At 69.4% G+C, this 18,681-nt stretch carries 14 protein-coding genes and 1 pseudogene; 6 read left to right on the top strand and 9 right to left on the bottom strand.

What is annotated here, in order from left to right:
- Positions 1-40 precede the first annotated feature (40 nt).
- Genes atzF through VN779_RS01350 form a run of 5 tightly spaced genes read right to left on the bottom strand, consistent with a single transcriptional unit; the run spans position 41 to position 6,690 of the window.
- Complete coding sequence (gene atzF, locus VN779_RS01330; RefSeq protein ID WP_325719298.1) at positions 41-1,711, bottom strand: allophanate hydrolase; 1,671 nt, start codon at positions 1,709-1,711, stop codon at positions 41-43.
- Positions 1,708-3,732 (bottom strand): 5-oxoprolinase/urea amidolyase family protein, encoded by a 2,025-nt coding sequence (locus tag VN779_RS01335; protein WP_325719300.1) that lies wholly within the window; start codon positions 3,730-3,732, stop codon positions 1,708-1,710. The genes atzF and VN779_RS01335 overlap by 4 nt, the downstream gene beginning before the upstream one ends.
- A gap of 56 nt (positions 3,733-3,788) precedes the next feature.
- Positions 3,789-4,412, bottom strand: coding sequence for an urea amidolyase associated protein UAAP2 (locus VN779_RS01340; RefSeq protein WP_325719302.1), 624 nt, complete (start codon positions 4,410-4,412; stop codon positions 3,789-3,791).
- Entirely contained in the window at positions 4,409-5,116 is a 708-nt protein-coding gene (locus tag VN779_RS01345; protein ID WP_325719304.1) for an urea amidolyase associated protein UAAP1, read from the bottom strand. Before VN779_RS01345 ends, VN779_RS01340 begins: the two co-directional genes overlap by 4 nt.
- Positions 5,113-6,690 (bottom strand): amino acid permease, encoded by a 1,578-nt coding sequence (locus VN779_RS01350; RefSeq protein ID WP_325719306.1) that lies wholly within the window; start codon positions 6,688-6,690, stop codon positions 5,113-5,115. Before VN779_RS01350 ends, VN779_RS01345 begins: the two co-directional genes overlap by 4 nt.
- 497 nt (positions 6,691-7,187) lie before the next feature.
- Between VN779_RS01350 and VN779_RS01355 the strand changes: the two genes are divergently transcribed.
- The 6 genes and pseudogenes from VN779_RS01355 (at position 7,188) to VN779_RS01385 (ending at position 16,369) form a co-directional block, all read left to right on the top strand.
- Complete coding sequence (locus tag VN779_RS01355) at positions 7,188-8,603, top strand: MFS transporter (protein WP_325719308.1); 1,416 nt, start codon at positions 7,188-7,190, stop codon at positions 8,601-8,603.
- Between the two features lie 283 nt (positions 8,604-8,886).
- Positions 8,887-11,217 (top strand): MMPL family transporter, encoded by a 2,331-nt coding sequence (locus VN779_RS01360; protein ID WP_325719310.1) that lies wholly within the window; start codon positions 8,887-8,889, stop codon positions 11,215-11,217.
- Positions 11,218-11,523: 306 nt separating this feature from the next.
- Positions 11,524-13,053 (top strand): NCS1 family nucleobase:cation symporter-1, encoded by a 1,530-nt coding sequence (locus tag VN779_RS01365; RefSeq protein ID WP_325719312.1) that lies wholly within the window; start codon positions 11,524-11,526, stop codon positions 13,051-13,053.
- 49 nt (positions 13,054-13,102) lie between these two features.
- The gene (locus VN779_RS01370; protein ID WP_325719314.1) at positions 13,103-13,945 is read left to right on the top strand and encodes a nitrilase-related carbon-nitrogen hydrolase; all 843 of its coding nucleotides are present in this window, start codon (positions 13,103-13,105) and stop codon (positions 13,943-13,945) included.
- Between the two features lie 15 nt (positions 13,946-13,960).
- Positions 13,961-15,363 (top strand): annotated as a pseudogene (gene hydA, locus VN779_RS26265) (dihydropyrimidinase).
- Positions 15,364-15,373: 10 nt separating this feature from the next.
- Positions 15,374-16,369, top strand: coding sequence for a TIGR03842 family LLM class F420-dependent oxidoreductase (locus VN779_RS01385; RefSeq protein ID WP_325719320.1), 996 nt, complete (start codon positions 15,374-15,376; stop codon positions 16,367-16,369).
- A gap of 39 nt (positions 16,370-16,408) precedes the next feature.
- Here VN779_RS01385 and VN779_RS01390 read toward each other — a convergent pair whose 3' ends face one another.
- The 4 genes from VN779_RS01390 to dhaL form a co-directional block, all read right to left on the bottom strand.
- Complete coding sequence (locus tag VN779_RS01390) at positions 16,409-16,849, bottom strand: VOC family protein (protein WP_325719322.1); 441 nt, start codon at positions 16,847-16,849, stop codon at positions 16,409-16,411.
- A gap of 35 nt (positions 16,850-16,884) precedes the next feature.
- The gene (locus VN779_RS01395; protein ID WP_349260583.1) at positions 16,885-17,460 is read right to left on the bottom strand and encodes a YbaK/EbsC family protein; all 576 of its coding nucleotides are present in this window, start codon (positions 17,458-17,460) and stop codon (positions 16,885-16,887) included.
- A gap of 63 nt (positions 17,461-17,523) precedes the next feature.
- Positions 17,524-17,910: a dihydroxyacetone kinase phosphoryl donor subunit DhaM gene (dhaM, locus tag VN779_RS01400; protein ID WP_349260588.1), complete on the bottom strand. Its 387-nt coding sequence runs from the start codon at positions 17,908-17,910 to the stop codon at positions 17,524-17,526.
- A 52-nt stretch (positions 17,911-17,962) separates the two neighbouring features.
- The gene (dhaL, locus tag VN779_RS01405; RefSeq protein ID WP_349260589.1) at positions 17,963-18,628 is read right to left on the bottom strand and encodes a dihydroxyacetone kinase subunit DhaL; all 666 of its coding nucleotides are present in this window, start codon (positions 18,626-18,628) and stop codon (positions 17,963-17,965) included.
- Between the last annotated feature and the right edge of the window lie 53 nt (positions 18,629-18,681).

The following is an 18,681-nucleotide window of genomic DNA, read 5'->3' on the forward strand; positions in this document are numbered from 1 at the left end:
TGCCGCTCCTGCGCTTCAAGGAGGTCCGCCCGGGATCGAATCAGCCTTCGCTGATGCCCGCCAGGTACTCTCTCCAGCCGCCGTACTCGGTTACGTCAAACGCGGCCGCCGGTACCTCACCTTGCAGAGCAAACCCGAGGACGTCGCTGCCGTCCGCCAAGGCGAGCCGACCGAAGCCGAGGGGCGCTGGAACCGTGTCGAGCAGCGCTCCGACCGCACGGTGGTCGAGCTGCCAGACCTCAACTGCGATTCCGGCCTGCGGTCCATCGCCGGTTCGCGCGAGGCCTGGGCGCGCAATCCCGTCCCCAGGCAGTCGATACAGCCGGTAACCGGGTGCGGTGCGCGTCCGGGAGTGCAGGCGCGCGCCGAGTGAGAGCAACTGTCCGTTGAGCGGGAGGCCGGACAGATGCGCGCCGGCGACGGCGAGCAGCGTTTCACCGGCCGGCGTCGCAGGCTTTTGCGTTTCCTCTCCTGTCCAGCGAGCGCCGAGATCGAACAGTTGAATGTCGTGGAACGCGGGCGCGATCAGTTGCACGCCGAACGGGAGACCGTCCGTGCGCGTGCCGGCGGGCAGCGCGATCGCGCAGAGGTCGAGCAGGTTGACGAAGTTCGTGAACGTGCCGAGCCGCGCGTTCACGCCGACCGGATCGGCGGCAACCTCGGCGTGGGTGGGATGGCCGGGTGTCGTCGGCAGCAGGATCGCGTCGGCCGTGGCCCAGAGGTCTTGCGTGGCGCGGCGCAGTTCGGCGAGCCGGTCGAATCCGGCGAACGCATCGAGTCCAGAGACGTTCCCCGCGCCGCGCAACACAGCACGAACCGCCGGGTCCAAGTCGGGGTGATCAATGCCGCCAGCGCCCAGCTTCGCGCGGATCGCGTTCCAGCGCTCGGCGATCCACGGCCCCTGATACAGCAACGCGGCCACTTCGAGGAAAGGCGTCGGATCAAAGGCCACGATCTGCTGCGCGACCGTGCCCGCGTAGGCCAGCGCCCTGTCCCACGCCTCGCGATGCACCGGATCGAGATCGGGCAGCTTGTCAGGCACCGCGATCACCCGCGGCTCGATCGGGACGAGTGGCTGGTACGCCGGAAGTGGCCTCGAGTACGGGTCCTGATGATCGAATCCGGCCAGGACACGCAGCGCGGCGCGAGCCTCGGCGACCGAGCGCGTGAAGACGCTGACGCAGTCGAGCGATCGGCAGGCCGGAATCAACCCCGTCGTCGAGACGAGCCCACGCGTCGGCTTGAACCCGACGATGCCGTTGAACGCGGCGGGCACACGGCCGGATCCAGCGGTATCGGTGCCGAGCGCCAACGGCACCAGGCCGAGCGCGACGGCGACTGCGCTGCCGCTGCTGCTTCCGCCCGAGATGTGTGCCGGATGACCGACCGCGTGGCAGGCGCCGTAGGGGCTTCGGGTCCCGACAAGTCCGGTGGCGAACTGATCGAGGTTGGTTTTGCCGACCGGGACCGCGCCCGCGTCGATGAGCCGCCGCACCGCGGTTGCGTGGCGCGCAGCCGGCGCCGAGTCGGCAAGCGGCGCGAAGGCGGCGCTGGTCGGCTCCCCCGCGATGTCGAGATTGTCTTTGACCGCGAAGTGAACTGCGGCCAGCGGGCCATCGTCAGGAGCCTGCGTCGCCAGCTCCTTCACGCGCTCGGGCGCAAGCAGGCGGGTCCACACTGGCTGGCCTGCGGGCCTTAGGTCGTGCGTCACTTTCGTGCCCCTCGCTCGGCCCAGCGCTGACGCTCCTGCGCGAACGCCGCGACCCGGCGCTCGGTGAACTCCTGTGCCTCGTGCGACATAGGAGCGTCCGGGGCCGGTAGGGCGCCGAGATCCAAGCTAGTCTGGCGCATCGTCAGCTCCCTGCTTCCCTCGGCGACCTGCGCGCGCAGGGTGGTCAGCTCGTCATGGCTCACCGGCTCGAACCTCAGCACATCGAAGGTCCGCAACAGCCACGGATCGGGATGCCGCTTACCCGGTTCGTCGGCCGGCGGCTTGCGCCAGACGGGAACGGTGCGCCCGACGAGCTGGTATCCGCCCGGCCCTTCCATGCCGTACACGCACAGATACGCGCCGCCGATGCCGACCGCGTTCTCCGGCGTCCACGTACGCGGCGGATCGTACTTTGTCGTCACCAGCCGATGCGCCGGATCAAGCGGCACGGCCACGGGCGCGCCGAGGTACACATCGCCGAGCCCGACGACGAGATACGACGCCGCCCTGACGATCTCGAAAACCTCCTCGCGCGTCGCCAGGCCATTGACCCGGCGAATGAACTCGACGTTGTCCGGGCACCATGGCGCGTCGGGCCGCACGCCGCGCTGATAGCGCCGCATCGCCTCGTGCGCGTCGGGATCGTCGAAGCAGATCGGCAGCGTGACCTCGCGCACGTCGAGCCGGATGCCGCGCGGATCGGGCACCGCGACCCAAGCGCGTGCGACCTCAGCCGCGAGTTCCTCGGCCGGCTGGTTCCCGGCGTCGAACCCCAGCAGCAGAGATCTGACTCCCTCGACGACTTCGGTGATCGATGGCAGGTTTCGGTGACGCAGCTCCCGGGCGAGCAGGTGTATCCGAGCACGAACGGTCAGGTCCAAGCGCGGCGGCCCGGCTTCAACGAGCACGTGATGGTCGCCGCTGTGCCGGACGGTGAGTTCCGGGCGCTCTGCGGTCGCGGGAATCCGCACCAACGCCTCGGGGCGTTCGTGGGTGGCGACGGACGTGGTGACCGGTTCGGCGGTCCTCTCGACCATGTGGCCCAAGTGAGCGAGTACGGCCGTTCGTTCAGCTAGCGCCTCGGCGGCCTGCATTGGCGTGACGGGCTCAAGCGACACTCGATCCCCGGGCCGGAACTGGCCGAGCTTCCACAGGTCGGCGCGAATGACTGCGGCCGGGACCACGAAGCCGCCGAGGCTGGGCCCGTCCGGTCCGACGATCACGGGAGTGTCGCCGGAAACCATGATTCCGCCGATGGGGTAAGCGGAATCGTGGATGTTGCACGGGTGCAGTCCGGCCTCCCCGCCATCTGCCCGAGCAAAACGAACTGGCGGCCCGGCTAGGCGGATGCCGGTTCGATCGCTGCGATGGTCAACACGCCACTCGGCCCCGAACAAATCGGCGAGCGCATCGTCGGCGAAGTACTCGGGTGCACCATGCGGGCCCGGGATAACGCGCAGCCGCCAGGTATCAGTGAGCTGCGGCACGAGCGGTCCACAGTCGGCCGGGCTGCCGCAGTTCTCTTCGCGGCCAAGGGAAAGCAGGTCACCGGACGCCAGCGCGCGGCCAGATGCGCCGCCGAAGCGCCCCAGTAGGAAGGTGGCTCGGCTACCGAGCACGCGCGACACGTCGAATCCGCCGCGCACGGCGAGATAGCCGCGCAGCCCTGCCGGACCGCACGGGCCGAAGTCGAGCACGTCACCCGGAAGCGCCGTCACCGGCACGCCCGCCTGCAATCGCCGTCCCGCCAAGCGCGCCGACTGGCTGGCCCCGGTGACCGCGACGAGCGCCCGATCCCGGAATAATACGCGTGGGCCTGTTAATACTGCCTCCATCGCCGCGGCGCCGGGATCATTCCCCACGGCCAGGTTGGCCAGAGCGCACGCGTAATCGTCGAAGGCTCCTGATGGTGGCACGCCGACACCCCAAAGCCCGCGCCGGCCTCGCAAGTCCTGCACGGTGGTCTGCGTTCCCGGCTCAAGGATCTCGATCGTCCGGCCGCGCGCCGGGCCGGTTCCCACCTCCCTTGGTGGTGTGAGCGTCCTGCCACGAGGTGACGCCGCATACGTCAGCAGGCTCACGGCGCGGCCCAGCCGGTGAGCTGAATCGGCGTGGGGTTGTAGCCGTTGCACGGGTTGTTCAGCTGCGGGCAGTTGGAGACGAGCACGAGCAGGTCGCGTTCCGCCCGCAGCTCGACATACTTGCCCGGTGCGGAGACTCCGTCCGCAAAGGTGAGCCCGCCCTGCGGCGTCAACGGCACATTCATGAAGAAGTTGACATTGTGCGTCAGGTCTCGCTTTTCCAGCCCTCTGCCCCACTCGATCGCCTGCCGCAGAAACGTCGCGCGACAAGCATGCTGATATCGAGTGTGCCCGCCATACCGCACAACGTTGCTCTCCTGCGAACAGGCACCGCCGATCGTGTCGTGCCGGCCGCAGGTGTCCTCGACGATCGTGGCGAGCGCCTCGGCGTTGACCGTGCGCAGCACCGATCCCGTCGTCAGATAGACCGCGCCCTGTTCGCGGATCGTGTCGACGGCGCTGTACCGATTGGCGTAGTCGCGCGCGTCGTAGAAGAGCGTGTCCGCCGCCTGATTCCCTTCCAGGTCGGTGATCCGGACCGCGCCGCCGATCGGAATCTCGCCGATCCAGCCGTCGCCGGCCGCGACGGTCAGGTCGAACAACAACTCGGTCTTGGTCACAGCAGGCTGCCTTCCGTGACGGCGAGCGCTCGAGCGGATTCGGCGCGGAAGGTGCGGCTCGCGTCGTCGCCGCCGGGTGCGGCGACTTCTTGGGCCCTCACGCTTACGCCTGCGGGCCGCCAACCTTCGGCAGGGTCGAGCGGATGTGGGGAGGTCGAGAGCACGACCAGCAGGTCCTGCTCGGCGCGCAGGGTGACCCAGTCCCCTGCGACAGCGTGTCCGGGCACGAATGCGAGCGTGCCGCGCGCATCTGCGGCCGGCGCCACCTTAGTGAACCAATTGATGCTGGCATGCAGATCGCGCGCGCCGAGTCCGTGCTTCCACAGCTCGTCGAGCAGCCCGGCCCGCGCGCTGCGCCGCCAGCCGTTGCCGTGCGCGGCGTAGGAGGACGCGCCGTGTCGCTGCTCGATGTGCACCTCGAGGCTGTGGCCAGTGATCGCGTCATGCCAGTCGAGGCTGGAGCCGGTGACCGAGGCCAGCGCGCGGCCCATGTCGGACATCAGCACCATCGGCGCGGCGATGCGCGCGGACATCTGGGCTTTGAGCGTGTCAGGGATGTTGAGGCGGTCCAAGGGATTGTCGGCGGCATAGATGAGCATTGATACGTTGGCGCCGTCGCCCAGGCACGTCAGCGTCAGCGCCCTGTGACGTCGCAGCCGCAGCGAATCAGCTGCACCGCCAGGGATCTCAAAGCCGCGCGTCACTCCGCTCCCTCCAACGCCGCATCACCGAGGACCATCGACGACGCGGCGAGTGACGTCTGTGCACGTGAGGCGTTGCCCCCGCGGTACATGCCCCAGCCGATGACGCCGACGGCGCCGCAGAACAGCAGCGCGAAGTACTTCAGGTACCAGTGTCCGCCAGCCGGGTCGTAGACCTCGGAGCGCGGCCAGCCCATGTTGACCACCATGAACGCGCCGTAGACCACCGCCAGAGCGTTGACGGGCAACCCGAAGCGGCCGAGCGAGAACCGGCCGGCTCCGGACTGCGGCAGCCCGCGCAGGCGACGCAGCAGTAGCGGAACGGTCACCAGCAGATAGGCGCAGTACACGATCACGACCGCGACGCTCGTCAGCGCGGTGAACAGTTGCGCCTGCCCGACGTTCACGCCGAGCACGGCGATCGCCACGGCCCCGACGATGACGGTCGGCAGCACCGGAGTCGCGGTGCGCGGGGAAACACGGGCCAGGCGCCTGGATCCGGGCAGCGCGCCGTCTCGCGCCATCGAGTACATCAGCCGCGACGCAGCAGTCTGAATCGCCAGCGTGCACACGCAGATCGCGATCGCGACGTCCACGAGCAACGCCTTGCCGGGTCCGGTGCCGAGCCTGCTGGTCACGACATAGGGCAGGCCTCCGGTGGCGAGGTTTCCGTCGGTCAGCGACGGCGCAGCCATCAGCGCTGCGACAAGCAGCAGCGCTCCGCCGATGCCCGAGGCTCCCAGTGCGCGCAGGATCGCGCGGGGCGCGGTCTTCCGCGGCGAGCGGGTCTCTTCGCTCAGCTCGCCGGCGCTGTCGAACCCGTACATGACGTACGCCGCCATCAGCGCCGAAACCAGGAAGGGCCAGACGTATGCGCCGTGGCCCGCAGCGCCCTCCGTGTGCAGCACGACCCCCGGCCCGCGCTTGGCGTGCGCGAACAGCAGCGCGATCAACGCCGCGACGCCGACCAGTTCGCAGGACACGCCGATGCTGTTGATGAGCGACATGACCCGCACGCCGATCGCCGACACCACCGTGGTCAGCGCGATCAGGATGGCGCCGAGCAGGACGGCGTTGGTCGCGCCGGTGCGGGCCGTCAGGGTCGGGTCGCCGCCGACCAACTGGAAGCCGGACCAGACCGAAGGCAGCACCACCTGGAGCGCGATCGCCGCGGCCGAGACGCTCACGATCTGCCCGATCAGCATCGTCCAGCCGGCGAAGTGGCCGGTCAGTCCGGTGGACAGCCGCCGGGACCACTGATATACGCAGCCTGATATCGGGTAGCGGGCGGCGAGTTCCGCGAAGCAGAGCGCCACCAGGAACTGCCCGGCGAACACCAGCGGCCAGGTCCAGACGAAGGCCGGGCCGCCGAAGGAGTAGCCGAAGGAGAACAGCTGAAAGACCGTGGTCAGGATCGAGACGAAGGAGAAGCCGGCGGCGAAGGAGGCATAGGAGCCGAGCCTGCGGCGCAGCTGCTGCGGATAGCCGAAGCCGGCGAGGTCTTCGGCGTCGTGGACGTCGGAGGCGCCGGACGCCGGGACACCGCCGGGCGGCTGGAGGGAGACGGTCGCGGTCACGGCGTTCGCCTTTCTGGGCACGGAAGGGGGAAAGGTGCGCAGGCGCGCGTCATGGCGCGCTCGCGGCGAGGAAGGGAGTGCTCGGCGACGACGCGTCACCGGCGACGCGGAGCCGAGTATCAAGCGCTTGTGAAGGGGTGAGTACTGCGGATGCTGTCACGGCACGCTCCGGGACCGGGATCCGGCATGCCGGATCGACCTGGCCTCCCGGGCTTTTCTCCCGCCGTGGAGCGACAACCGCCGCGACGGGCGCGGTGTGCCGCCTGCGTCTCTCGGACCAGTCCCGAACGCGACGGCGTACCGTGCTCCGGCGGAACCCTAGACGCGCCCCGCCTGGCTAGCGGGTCGTGAGTGAGCAAAGCGCCGGTGCGTCACCGGCGTCGAACGAGTCTGTTACCGCAATGTCAATCCCAGTTCACAGGTAAACGGGAGTGATGCGCGTTCACAGTGCGAAATGCGTATGGGGTAACTGGTGCAAGCCGGTAGCATTCCCTACCATGCCCACCTCTGCCACCTCGCCAACAGCAGAGATACCTGAACCGTCCGCCCAATCCGCTATCGCATCGAGCGCCGCGTCCACCACGGCCGTCGCAGACGCGCCCGGCCAGCCGCGCCGCGCGTTTTCCCGATTCGCGATCGACACTCGGCCGCTGCGGCACCCGGCGTATCGGCGCCTGTGGACATCGAACGTCGTCACGAGCGTAGGCAGCCAGCTGACCGCGGTCGCGGTGCCGAAGCAGATCTATGACGTGACCGGCTCGTCGACCTGGATCGGCATCGCGAGCTTCGCCGCGCTCGCGCCGCTGGTGGTTTTCGGGCTGTGGGGCGGGGCCGTCGCCGACGCGGTGGACCGGCGCAAGCTGCTGCTCACGACGAATGTGGGTATCGCCGTGACGTCGATCGGGTTCTGGGCGCAAGCGGCCGTGGGTCTGCACTCGGTATGGCCGCTGATCGTGCTGCTCGCCGTGCAGCAGGGCTTGTTCGGGATCAACTCGGCGGCGCGCGGCGCGGCCATTCCCCGGCTCGTGCCGCAGGAGGAGGTGCCGGCCGCCAACTCCCTGGGCGCGACGGTCATGCTCGCGGGCGCGCTTTTCGGCCCGATGGTGGCCGGGGCGCTGATCCCGATCATCGGCCTGCCGACGCTCTACCTGCTCGACGCGGTCGGTCTGACCGCGACGCTGTGGGCGGTCTACCGGCTGCCCGCGCTGCCCCCGCTCACGGCCGGGCGCTCCCCCGCTGTGAAGACTGAGGGCTCCTCAGGCAGCGACTCGCCGGGCTACGGCTCGCCGATCGAGGCCCGCCGCACCGGCTGGGCGCAGGTGGCTGACGGATTCCGCTTCGTCGCGGCGAACCGCCTGCTGCTCAACTCCTTCGTGGTCGACCTGATCGCGATGGTGTTCGGGATGCCGCGCGCGCTCTTCCCGCAGCTGGCTGCCACGACGTACGCCTCGAACCACCTCGCCCTCGGGCTGCTGTTCGCCGCGATGCCGGCCGGCGCTCTGGTCGGCGGGCTGCTTTCCGGGACGTACACGCGGCTAGGCCGACACGGCGCGATGACGATCGGCGCGGTCGCGGCGTGGGGTCTGGCGATGATCGGGCTCGGCCTGTCCGGTTCGATCCTGCTGGCCTGCCTCTTCCTGGCGCTCGGCGGCGTGGCGGACTTCGTCTCGATGGTCTTTCGCGGCTCGATCCTGCAGATGGCGGCGCCGGATGAGATGCGCGGGCGGATGCAGGGCGTCTTCACCGTGGTCGTGGCGGGCGGCCCGCGCCTGGCGGATCTGGTGCACGGCATCGCCGGCGCCGCGCTCGGCACGAAGGCCGCGGTCGCCGGCGGCGGGCTCGCAGTTGTGGTCGGCGTAGTGATTCTCGCCACTTTTTCGCCCTCATATTGGCGTTACCACGCCAATTCATAGGGTTATCACGCCACGTCAGATCCGCGCGCCCGCTCTGACCTGGTGAAACGATTGTAAGAATTACCCCGGAACCGTCCCGGAAAACACTTCGTTCTGTCATGGTGGTGGGAGTGCACCACTCAGCACCGCTTTTTCCGAGTGATCACTTTATGTCCGATGTTTTTCGAATAAGGCCTCGGACGTCAGCATCCTGCCGTCCAATCGAATAGTCCGCCGTCTTTTTGTACAACAGCACGTTCCGCAACGCGCGCGACACTCGCTGTTCGACCCCGGGAGACACCGAGTGACCGCACTCGCGCGCTGGTGCCATCGGCACCGCCTGGCCGTAGTCCTGCTCTGGATCGCGCTGCTGCTCGGTCTGGGCGCGGCCGCGGTGGTCTCCGGCAGCAAGTACTCGAGTTCGTTCTCACTGAAGGACACCGACTCGGCAAAGGCGAACCAGCTGCTGAGTGCCGAATTCCCGGGGCAGAACGGTGACGCGGCCACCGTCGTGTGGCACGACTCGGCCGGTTCGGTCCGCTCGGCGGCTGTCGAGTCGCGGGTCGGCGCGGCGCTCGGTTCGATAGCGCGGATGCCTGGTGTGATCCAAGTGACGAGCCCTTACACCGGCGGCGGTAACGGTCAGGTCAGTGCGGACGGGCACACCGCGTACGCCTCGGTTCAGCTCGACGGCGGCAAGGCGGCGCCCTCCGCCGCTCAGCTACGCACGCTGGTGCAGACCGCGCAGCAGGCCTCGACCGGCGGCCTAGCGGTCGAAGTCGGCGGCTCGGCGGTGCAGGGCACCGAGCAGAGCCCGGATTCGAACAGCGAACTGGTCGGCGTCATCGCGGCCGCGGTCGTGCTGTTCGCGGTCTTCGGCTCGCTGTTCGCGATGGCGCTGCCGATCCTGACCGGCGTCGCGGGCGTCGGCGGCGGCATCCTGGCGATCGGATTGCTCAGCCACGCGATGAACGTCGCGGACTTCGCCCCCACGCTCGGCGCGCTGATCGGGCTCGGCGTCGGGATCGACTACGCGCTGTTCATCGTCACCCGGTTCCGCTGCGCGCTGCGCTCCGGGCTGCCGGTCGGCGAGGCGATCGGCACGGCCGTGAACACCTCCGGCCGCGCGGTGCTTTTCGCGGGCGCGACGGTGTGCATCGCGCTGCTCGGGATGATGGTGCTCGGACTCGGCTTCCTCGACGGCGTCGCGCTCGCCGCCTCGGTGACCGTCGCGTTCACCGTGCTGGCCTCGCTCACCCTGCTGCCCGCGACGCTCGGCCTGCTCGGGCTGCGCGTGTTCGGCAGGCGGGAGCGGCGGCGGCTGGCACTGGGCGGCTGGTCCGAAGACACGCACGGCACCGAGGACAAGCGCGGCTGGTGGCGGCGCTGGGCCGGCTCCGTCGAGCGGCGGCCGCGGCTGATGAGCCTGCTCGCGCTGGCGCTCATGGTGATACTCGCGGTGCCGGTACTCTCGCTGCGGCTCGGAGCGTCCGACTCCGGCAACGATCCGGCCGGCACGACGACCCGCAAGGCGTACGACCTGATGGCCGAGGGCTTCGGCCCGGGCGTGAACGGCCCGCTGACGCTGGTGGCCGACCTCTCCTCGACGAGCGGGAGCGCAGCGTCGAGCCAGACCGCGCTCGCGCACGACACAGCGTCCGTTAACAGCACAGCGTCCGTTAAGAGCACAGCGTCCATTAAGAGCACGGCCCTCGCGAACCTGGTCGTCGCGCTGGAGAAGACACCCGGCGTCGCCGCGGTCGACCTCGGGGCGCAGTCGGCGGACGGCCGCGTCGAAGTGATCAACGTGGTGCCGACCACCTCGCCGGAATCGAAGCAGACCACGAATCTCATCACCACGCTACGGCAGCGAGTGATCCCCCAGGCCGAGGCCGGCAGTGGCCTGAAGGTCTACGTCGGCGGGCTCACCGCGGTCTACGCGGACTTCGCCTCGGTGCTCGGCGGCAAGCTGCCGCTGTTCGTCGGGCTGATCGCCGCGCTCGGTTTCCTGCTGCTGGTGGTCGCCTTCCGCTGCCTGCTGGTGCCGCTGACCGCGGCGGTGATGAACCTGATCGCCGCGGCCGCCTCCTTCGGCGTGGTCACCGGGTTCTTCGAGTGGGGCTGGGGCTCGGACAAGCTGGGCATGGGTGGGGCGGGGCCGGTCGAGGCGTTCCTGCCGGTGATGATGGTGGCCATCCTCTTCGGCCTGTCGATGGACTATCAGGTCTTCCTGGTCTCCCGGATGCACGAGGAATGGGTGCGGCACCGGGACAACGCCCGCGCGGTGAAGATCGGCCAGGTGGAGACCGCGCGGGTGATCACCGCGGCGGCCACGATCATGATCTGCGTGTTCTGCGCCTTCGCCTTCGGCAGCCAGCGGGTGATCGGCGAGTTCGGCATCGGCCTGGCCACGGCGGTGGCGCTGGACGCCTTCGTGCTGCGAACCGTGCTGGTCCCGGCGGTCATGCACCTGTTCGGCCGGGCGAACTGGTGGCTGCCGGCCTGGCTGGACCGGATCCTGCCGCACCTGCACGTCGAAAGTGACCCACATCACATCGCGCTCCCGGCGCAGCGCCGCAGGCCGCGCGTTGGAGTTATCGCCAACGGTCCGGCGCCCGCCGCCAGCTACGACTGAACCAGGGCAGCATGGCGGCCGTGGCGCGCGGGTCAGCCCGTCCGCCACTGTAGAAACCGACGAATGTCCGACGCACCGTGTCGACCTGAACACGGACCGTTCGCGGCGCCCGCGGCCACCGTCAGGAAGATTTAGCGTTCGGCGTGGTTCGCCGATCTGCCGGATCGGGCATCATCTTGCCCTCCACCAGCACAGTTCGGCACCGATCCGGCTCGCGTCGAGGGCACCGCGCCCCGGCGTGGGCCAAGCGCGTGCCGGGGCGCTGGGGGACGATGCCCCGTCCCACTCGCGATCGGAGCACCCGCCGTGGCCTCTATCGAAGCCGAGGGCCAGGTCGAGCTCGCCGACCTGGGCGAACTTGCCGACAGCCCGTACGCCAACCCCGAACTGCTGCCCGTACCGGTGGCCAAGCGCACCTGGTCCCTCTACAACTACGCGGCGCTGTGGATCGGCATGTCGCACAACCTGGTCACCTACACCCTGGCCGCAAGCCTGATCGCCGCCGGGATGAACCCGGTGCAGGCGCTGATCACCATCGCCCTGGGCAACCTCATCGTCCTGATACCGATGCTGCTCAACAGCCACGCCGGCACCAAATACGGCATCCCGTTCCCGGTGTTCGCCCGCGCCTTCTACGGCATCCGCGGCGCGAACCTGGCCGCGCTGCTGCGCGCGCTGGTGGCCTGCGGCTGGTTCGGCATCCAGACCTGGATCGGCGGCGAGGGCATCAGCGTCGTGGCCGGAAAGCTGTTCGGCTCCTGGTGGATCAACGCCTCGTCGGTGCTCGGTCAGCCTTGGACGCTGTGGCTCGCCTTCGCGATCTTCTGGGTGATCCAGATGGCGATCATCTGGCGCGGCATGGACACGCTGCGCCGCTTCGAGAACTGGGCCGCGCCCTTCGTGCTCATCGTCTTCCTCGCCGTCCTCGGCTGGGTGATCTACCGCGCCAACGGCGTCGGCGCATTGCTCTCGCAGCCGGCCACGCTCGGCTGGGGCGGGCGGTTCTGGCCGGTGTTCTGGCCCTCGCTGATGGCGATGATCGCGTTCTGGGCGACGCTCTCGCTCAACATGCCGGACTTCACCCGCTTCTCCCGCTCCCAGCGCGGCCAGGCCTGGGGACAGGTGATCGGCCTGCCGACCACGATGACCTTCTTCTCGCTGATCGCGGTGATGATCTCCTCCGGCACCGCGATCATCTACGGCAAGGCGATCTGGGACCCGACCCAGTTGGCGGCGAAGTTCTCCAACCCGTTCGTGGTGGTGCTCGGACTGGTCACCCTTCTGGTGGCGACCGTCTCGGTGAACGTGGCGGCGAACGTGGTCAGCCCGTCCTACGACTTCTCCAACCTCGCGCCCAAGGTGATCTCGCGCCGGGCCGGCGGGCTGATCGCCGGGGTGATCGGCGTGCTGCTCATGCCGTGGAAGCTGCTGAGCGACCCGCACGTCTACATCTTCGCCTGGCTGGACTTCTACGGCGGCGTGCTGGGCGCGGTGGCCGGGGTGCTGGTCGCAGGGTACTGGTTCATCCGGCGCACCCGGCTGGACCCGGCCGACCTGTACCGGCGCGGCGGCAAGTACTGGTTCTCAGCGGGCTGGAGCTGGCCGGCGGTGGCCGCGACCGTGGTCGGCGCGGTGCTCGCGGTCGGCGGGGCGAACACGGCGCCGGGCACCTCGGGGCCGTTCCCGGCGAACGGCCTGATCCCGTTCCTCAAGCCGCTGTACTCCTACAGCTGGGCGGTGGGCTTCGGCGCCGGCCTCGTGCTCTATCTGGCACTGGCGGCGATTCCGGGACGCGCCGGGGTCGCGGCGCGGCCCGCGGTGGCGACGCAGCAGTGACGAGCTTTTCATGTAATGAGTGCGGACTGTATCGAAGGGCGTGGTGAGGGTGTCAGAGATCGTGCGGGCGGCGCTGGTCCAGCAGAAGTGGACCGGCGAGAAGAAGACCATGATCGAGAACGCGGTGGCGCACGTGCAGGCGGCCGCGGCGCAGGGCGCGCAGGTCGTCTGTCTCCAGGAGCTGTTCTACGGCCCCTACTTCTGCCAGGTCCAGGAACCCGAATACTTCTCCTACACCGAGGCGATCCCGCACGGCCCGACCACCCGGCTGATGCAGGAGGTGGCCCGGGAGAACGGCGTGGTGCTGATCGTGCCGATGTACGAGCACGAACAGCCCGGCGTCTACTACAACACCGCGGCCGTGATCGACGCGGACGGCACCTACCTCGGCAAGCACCGCAAGAACCACATCCCGCAGGTGCGCGGGTTCTGGGAGAAGTTCTACTTCCGGCCCGGCAACCTCGGCTACCCGATCTTCGACACCGCGGTCGGCCGGATCGGGGTGTACATCTGCTACGAGCGGCATTTCCCCGAGGGCTGGCGAGCGCTCGGCCTGGCCGGCGCGCGCATCGTATTCAACCCCTCGGCGACCAGCAGGGGCCTGTCGCAGTACCTCTGGCGGCTGGAGCAGCCGGCCGCCGCGGTAGCCAACGAGTACTTCGTCGGCGCGATCAACCGGGTCGGCGTCGAGCCCTTAGGCGACAACGACTTCTACGGCCAGACCTACTTCGTGGATCCGCGCGGGCAGTTGGTCGGCGAGGCCGCGTCGGACACCGAGGAGGAGGTCATCGTCCGTGACCTGGACATGGACCAGCTTCAGGAGGTCCGCGACCTGTGGGCCTTTTACCGGGACCGGCGCCCGGACACCTACGGACCGCTGACCGAAGCCTGACGCGAAGGAGCTGAAATGAGCATCCTGATCCGTGGCGGCACGGTCGTGTCCGCCACCGGTTCCGTGCTCGCCGACGTCCTCGTCGACGGCGAGAGCGTCGTCGCGCTGGCCGTGCCGAACAGCCCGCTGGCCGACTCGTGGAGCGCGGTCGCGGGCACGGTGATCGACGCGACCGGGAAGTACGTGATCCCCGGCGGCATCGACGTGCACACGCATATGGAGCTGCCCTTCGGCGGCACCTTCGCCTCGGACACCTTCGAGACCGGGACGATCGCGGCGGCCTGGGGCGGCACCACCACAATCGTGGACTTCGCGGTGCAGAGCAAGGGCGCTTCGCTGCTCGCCGGGATCGAGGCCTGGCACGGCAAGGCGGACGGCAACTGCGCGATCGACTACGGCTTCCACGCGATCGTCTCGGACGTGAACGAGGCCGCGCTCAAGGAGATGGACGCCGCGGTCGAGGCCGGGGTGACCAGCTTCAAGATGTTCATGGCCTATCCGGGCGTGTTCTACTCGACCGACGGCGAGATCTTCCTGGCCATGCAGAAGGCGCGGGCCAACGGCGCGGTCATCATGATGCACGCCGAGAACGGCATCGCGATCGACCAGCTCGTCGCGCAGGCGCTGGCCGAGGCCGCACCGACCCGGTGTACCACGGACTGACCCGCCCGCCGGAACTGGAGGGCGAGGCCACCAGCCGTGCGATCCAGCTGGCCAAGGTGACCGGCGCGCCACTGTACATCGTGCACCTGACCGCGTCACAGGCCCTTGATGCGGTGACCGAGGCGCGCGACGGCGGGCAGAACGTCTTCGCCGAGACGTGTCCGCAGTACCTGTATCTGGCCCTTGATGATCTGGCCAAGCCGGACTTCGAAGGCGCCAAGTACGTCGCCTCGCCGCCGTTGCGGCCGCGCGAGCACGGCGAGTCGCTGTGGAAGGGCCTGCGCACCAACGATCTGTCGGTCATCTCCACGGACCACTGCCCGTTCTGCTTAAAGGACCAGAAAGAGCTGGGCCGCGGCGACTTCTCCAAGATCCCGAACGGCATGCCGGGCGTCGAGCATCGCATGGACCTGATCTACCAGGGCGTGGCCGCGGGGAAGATCAGCAAGGAGCGGTGGGTCGAGCTGTGCTCCACCACCCCGGCGCGGATGTTCGGGCTCTACGGCCGCAAGGGCGTGATCGCACCCGGCGCGGACGCCGACATCGTGGTCTACGACCCGAACGCGCATCAGACCATCAGCGCCACGACGCATCACATGAACGTCGACTACTCGGCGTATGAGGGCATGGAGATCACCGGCCGGGTCGAGACGGTGCTCTCGCGCGGGTCGGTTGTCATCCGCGACGGCGCCTTCCATGGCAAGCCGGGCCACGGGCGGTTCGTGCGCCGCGGCCTGTCCCAGTACCTGATCTGAGGGAGCAATCGTGGAATTCGGCGTCGTCCTTCAGACGGATCCACCGGCCACCAGGCTGATCGACACGATGCGGCAGGCCGAACAGCTCGGCTTCGGCTACGGCTGGACCTTCGACTCCACGGTGCTGTGGCAGGAGCCGTTCGTCATCTACTCGCGGATCCTCGCCGCGACCGAGCGGCTGCGCGTCGGGCCGCTGGTGACCAATCCGGGCACCCGCGACTGGTCAGTGCTCGCGTCCCTGTTCGCGACGCTCAACGACATGTACGGCAACCGCACCGTCTGCGCGATCGGCCGGGGCGACTCGGCGCTGCGCGTGGTCGGCCGCAAGCCGGAGAGCCTGGCGACGGTCGGCGAGTGCATGCGCGTGGTCAAGGATCTGGCCGAGGGGCGGGAAACCCAGCTCAACGGCGTGATGGTGAAGATCCCCTGGGTGCGCGGCGGCCGGCTGCCGATGTGGATGGCGGCGTACGGGCCCAAGGCGCTCAAGCTGGTCGGCGAGCAGGCGGACGGCTTCGTGCTGCAATGCGCGGACCCCGACATCGCGCGCTGGACCATCGGCAGCGTACGCGAGGCGGCGAAGGCGGTCGGGCGCGATCCGGACGGCATCACCATCTGCGTCTCAGCGCCCGCATACGTCGGCGAGGATCTGGACCACGCCCGCGAACAGACGCGGTGGTTCGGCGGGATGGTGGGCAACCACGTCGCGGACCTGGTGGCACGCTATGGCGCGGACGGCCCGGTTCCCAAGGCCCTGACCGACTACATCAAGGGCCGGGACGGTTACGACTACTCGCACCACGGCCGGGCCGGCAATCCGTCGACCGAGTTCGTCCCGGACGAGATCGTGGACCGCTTCTGCCTGCTCGGCCCGTCCTCCGCGCACCGCGACCGCCTCGCGGAGCTGGCCGAGCTGGGTGTCAGCCAGTTCGCGCTGTACCTGATGCACGATCAGCCCGAGCAGACGCTCTGGGCGTACGGCGAGGATGTGATCCCCGCCCTGCGATGACAGGAGCGCTGTGTTGGCGGGCGCTGCGATGAAGTGCGGCTACGGCGTCAACCCGGCCGCGCGCCGTGCGGCGGCTGTGACCGGGTTGTCGTCGGGAGACCAGGCGATCTCCCAGTAGTTGCCCTCAGGGTCGGCGAAGTAGGCGTCGCGCCCGTCGAAGAACTCGGGTTTGGTCGGCGGCTTGGTCAGCGTGCCGCCGGCCTGTTCGGCGCGCGCGGCCAGCTCGTCGACCTGTTCGGGCGATTCGACGGTGATGATGACGGCGAAGCGGATGCCGCCGCGGTCGGTTTGCGGCCGCGCGTTGGCGTCTCGGGCCAGCTTGTCGGTCGGGAACAGGGCCAGTAGCGCGCCGCGCAGCTCGAAGACCGCGAAGTCGGCCGAGTCGAAGGTCAGCGGCCAGCCCAGGTCGCGGTAGAAGGTGCGCTCGCCCTCGATATCAGTCACCCCGAGGGTGATCACGTTTGCTAAGGGTGCTGACATGGCGCCGACTCCTTCGGGTCAGGTGCGCGATGGGCTCACTGCGTCGCCGCACCGCCGGGGACCGTGCCGAGGGCGGGCAGCACCACAGCTCCGGGCAGGAGGGTGAGGGCGGATCCGGGCAGCCAGAGCTTGGAGCCACGGATGCCGGAGCCGACCACGACGCGGGGCGCGGCCGCGACCGCCTCGTCGATGAGGATCGGCCAGTCGGCGGGCAGTCCGACCGCAGTGATGCCGCCGTACTCCATGCCGGTGAGCTCGACCGCCTCGTCCATCGGCGCGAAGGAGATCTTGCGGGCGCCGAGGTGCCGACGGGCCAGTCCGTTGATATCGGCGCGGGTGGTGGCGAGCACGAGGCAGGCGGCATAGGTGGTCTGACCGGCCCGTTTGGCCGCGACGACGACACAGTTGGCGGATTCGTCGAGACCGACCCCGTACTGGGCGCAGAACGCCGCGGTGTCCGCGAGCGCGGGGTCGATCGCGCCGACCTGGATCTCGGCCAGCGGGAGGACATCGGCGTGCTCGGCGAGAGCCTTCGCGGTCGGTGCGGCGAGCAGTTCGGGATTATCAGCGGCGGGTTGCAGGACGACGTTCACGGTCACGGCTCCCAGCATGCCACGCGTGGGGACGGTGACGTGGACGTGGACGGCAGAGCTCGCGACGCTGTGCTCGCGGCGTCAGATCTTGTGGAAGGCGCGGGCTTCCTCGGCGGCGGCGCGAACCGTGTCGAGGTCAGCGCCCGAGGCAGCCGCGACGGCCGCCGACACCGCACCCTCGACCAGCGGCGCGTCGGCGAGAACGACCGGACCTGGCAGATCGGCCGCGTCGTCGAGCAGGAGCTTTACGGTGAGCACCGCGCTGCCGAGATCGGCGAGTATGACCACCCCGGCGCCGCGATCGGCCGCGCGCACGGCCCGCTCGATCAGCTCGATGCTCGTGCCGAGACCCCCTTCCGGCAGGCCGCCGGCCGGTTCGACCGCAGCTTCGCCGCCGAGTTGGCTCGCCAGCTCCGCGGCTCCCTCAGCCAGACGCGCGCTGTGCGAGACGAGGACCAAGCCGACCATCGGTGCGGGCTGGCCGGTCGCGCGTAGTTGCTGATGCTGTCGCTGCTGCTGTTCAGTCACTACCAGAACCATTCGATCCGACGTCAGATCCGGCCGCCGCGGCGGTGTCGCGCAGCGCGGTGAGGATGAGGACCGTGGACGCCGCGCCCGGATCCCGGTGGCCGACGCTGCGCGGCCCGAGGTAGCTCGCGCGGCCCTTCGAGGCCTGCATCGGGATCGTGGCCTCGGCTCCCGCCCGCGCCGCGTCCACCATCGCCGAGAGCGCGTCGAGCAGCGGCGTTCCGTTCGACGCCGCCTCGTTCAGCGCGGCGACCGCCGGGGCGAGCGCGTCGACCATGGTCTTGTCGCCGTCGCGGGCCGCGCCGAGCTTGCGGATCGCGGCGAGCGCCGCGTCAAGGGCGGCGGCGAGGCCGGGCAGGTCGGTCTCGGCGGCGTCGCCGAGTGCATTACCTGCGCGGCGGAATGCGGTGCCGTAGAGCGGTCCTGACGCGCCGCCTACCTTTGAGATCAAGGTGGTGCCGGTGAGGGAGAGCACGGTAGCCGGTGTGCGCGGGCTCGTCGTGTCCAGGACCCGCATGACACCGGCAAAGCCTCGGTCCAGGTTCGTTCCGTGGTCACCGTCCCCGATCGCCGCGTCGAGCTCGCTCAGCCGCACCCGATCCGTCTCGATCGCGGCGGCGGCGCGGGTGATCCACGCGGTGAAGAACGCGGTGTCCAACGCGGGCTCGGGTCGTGGGGTGGACAAGGTCACCGTCCCCACCGCAGCGCGGG

The organism is Actinocrinis sp. (assembly GCF_035605935.1).
GTDB lineage: Bacteria > Actinomycetota > Actinomycetes > Streptomycetales > Catenulisporaceae > Actinocrinis.

What these genes read in the sequence shown, in the direction of transcription:
- VN779_RS01355 (WP_325719308.1), top strand. Translation starts at nt 7,188, where the DNA reads ATGCCCACCTCTGCCACCTCGCCAACAGCAGAGATACCTGAACCGTCC.
- VN779_RS01390 (WP_325719322.1), bottom strand. Translation starts at nt 16,849, where the DNA reads ATGTCAGCACCCTTAGCAAACGTGATCACCCTCGGGGTGACTGATATC.
- VN779_RS01395 (WP_349260583.1), bottom strand. Translation starts at nt 17,460, where the DNA reads ATGCTGGGAGCCGTGACCGTGAACGTCGTCCTGCAACCCGCCGCTGAT.
- dhaM (WP_349260588.1), bottom strand. Translation starts at nt 17,910, where the DNA reads ATGGTCGGCTTGGTCCTCGTCTCGCACAGCGCGCGTCTGGCTGAGGGA.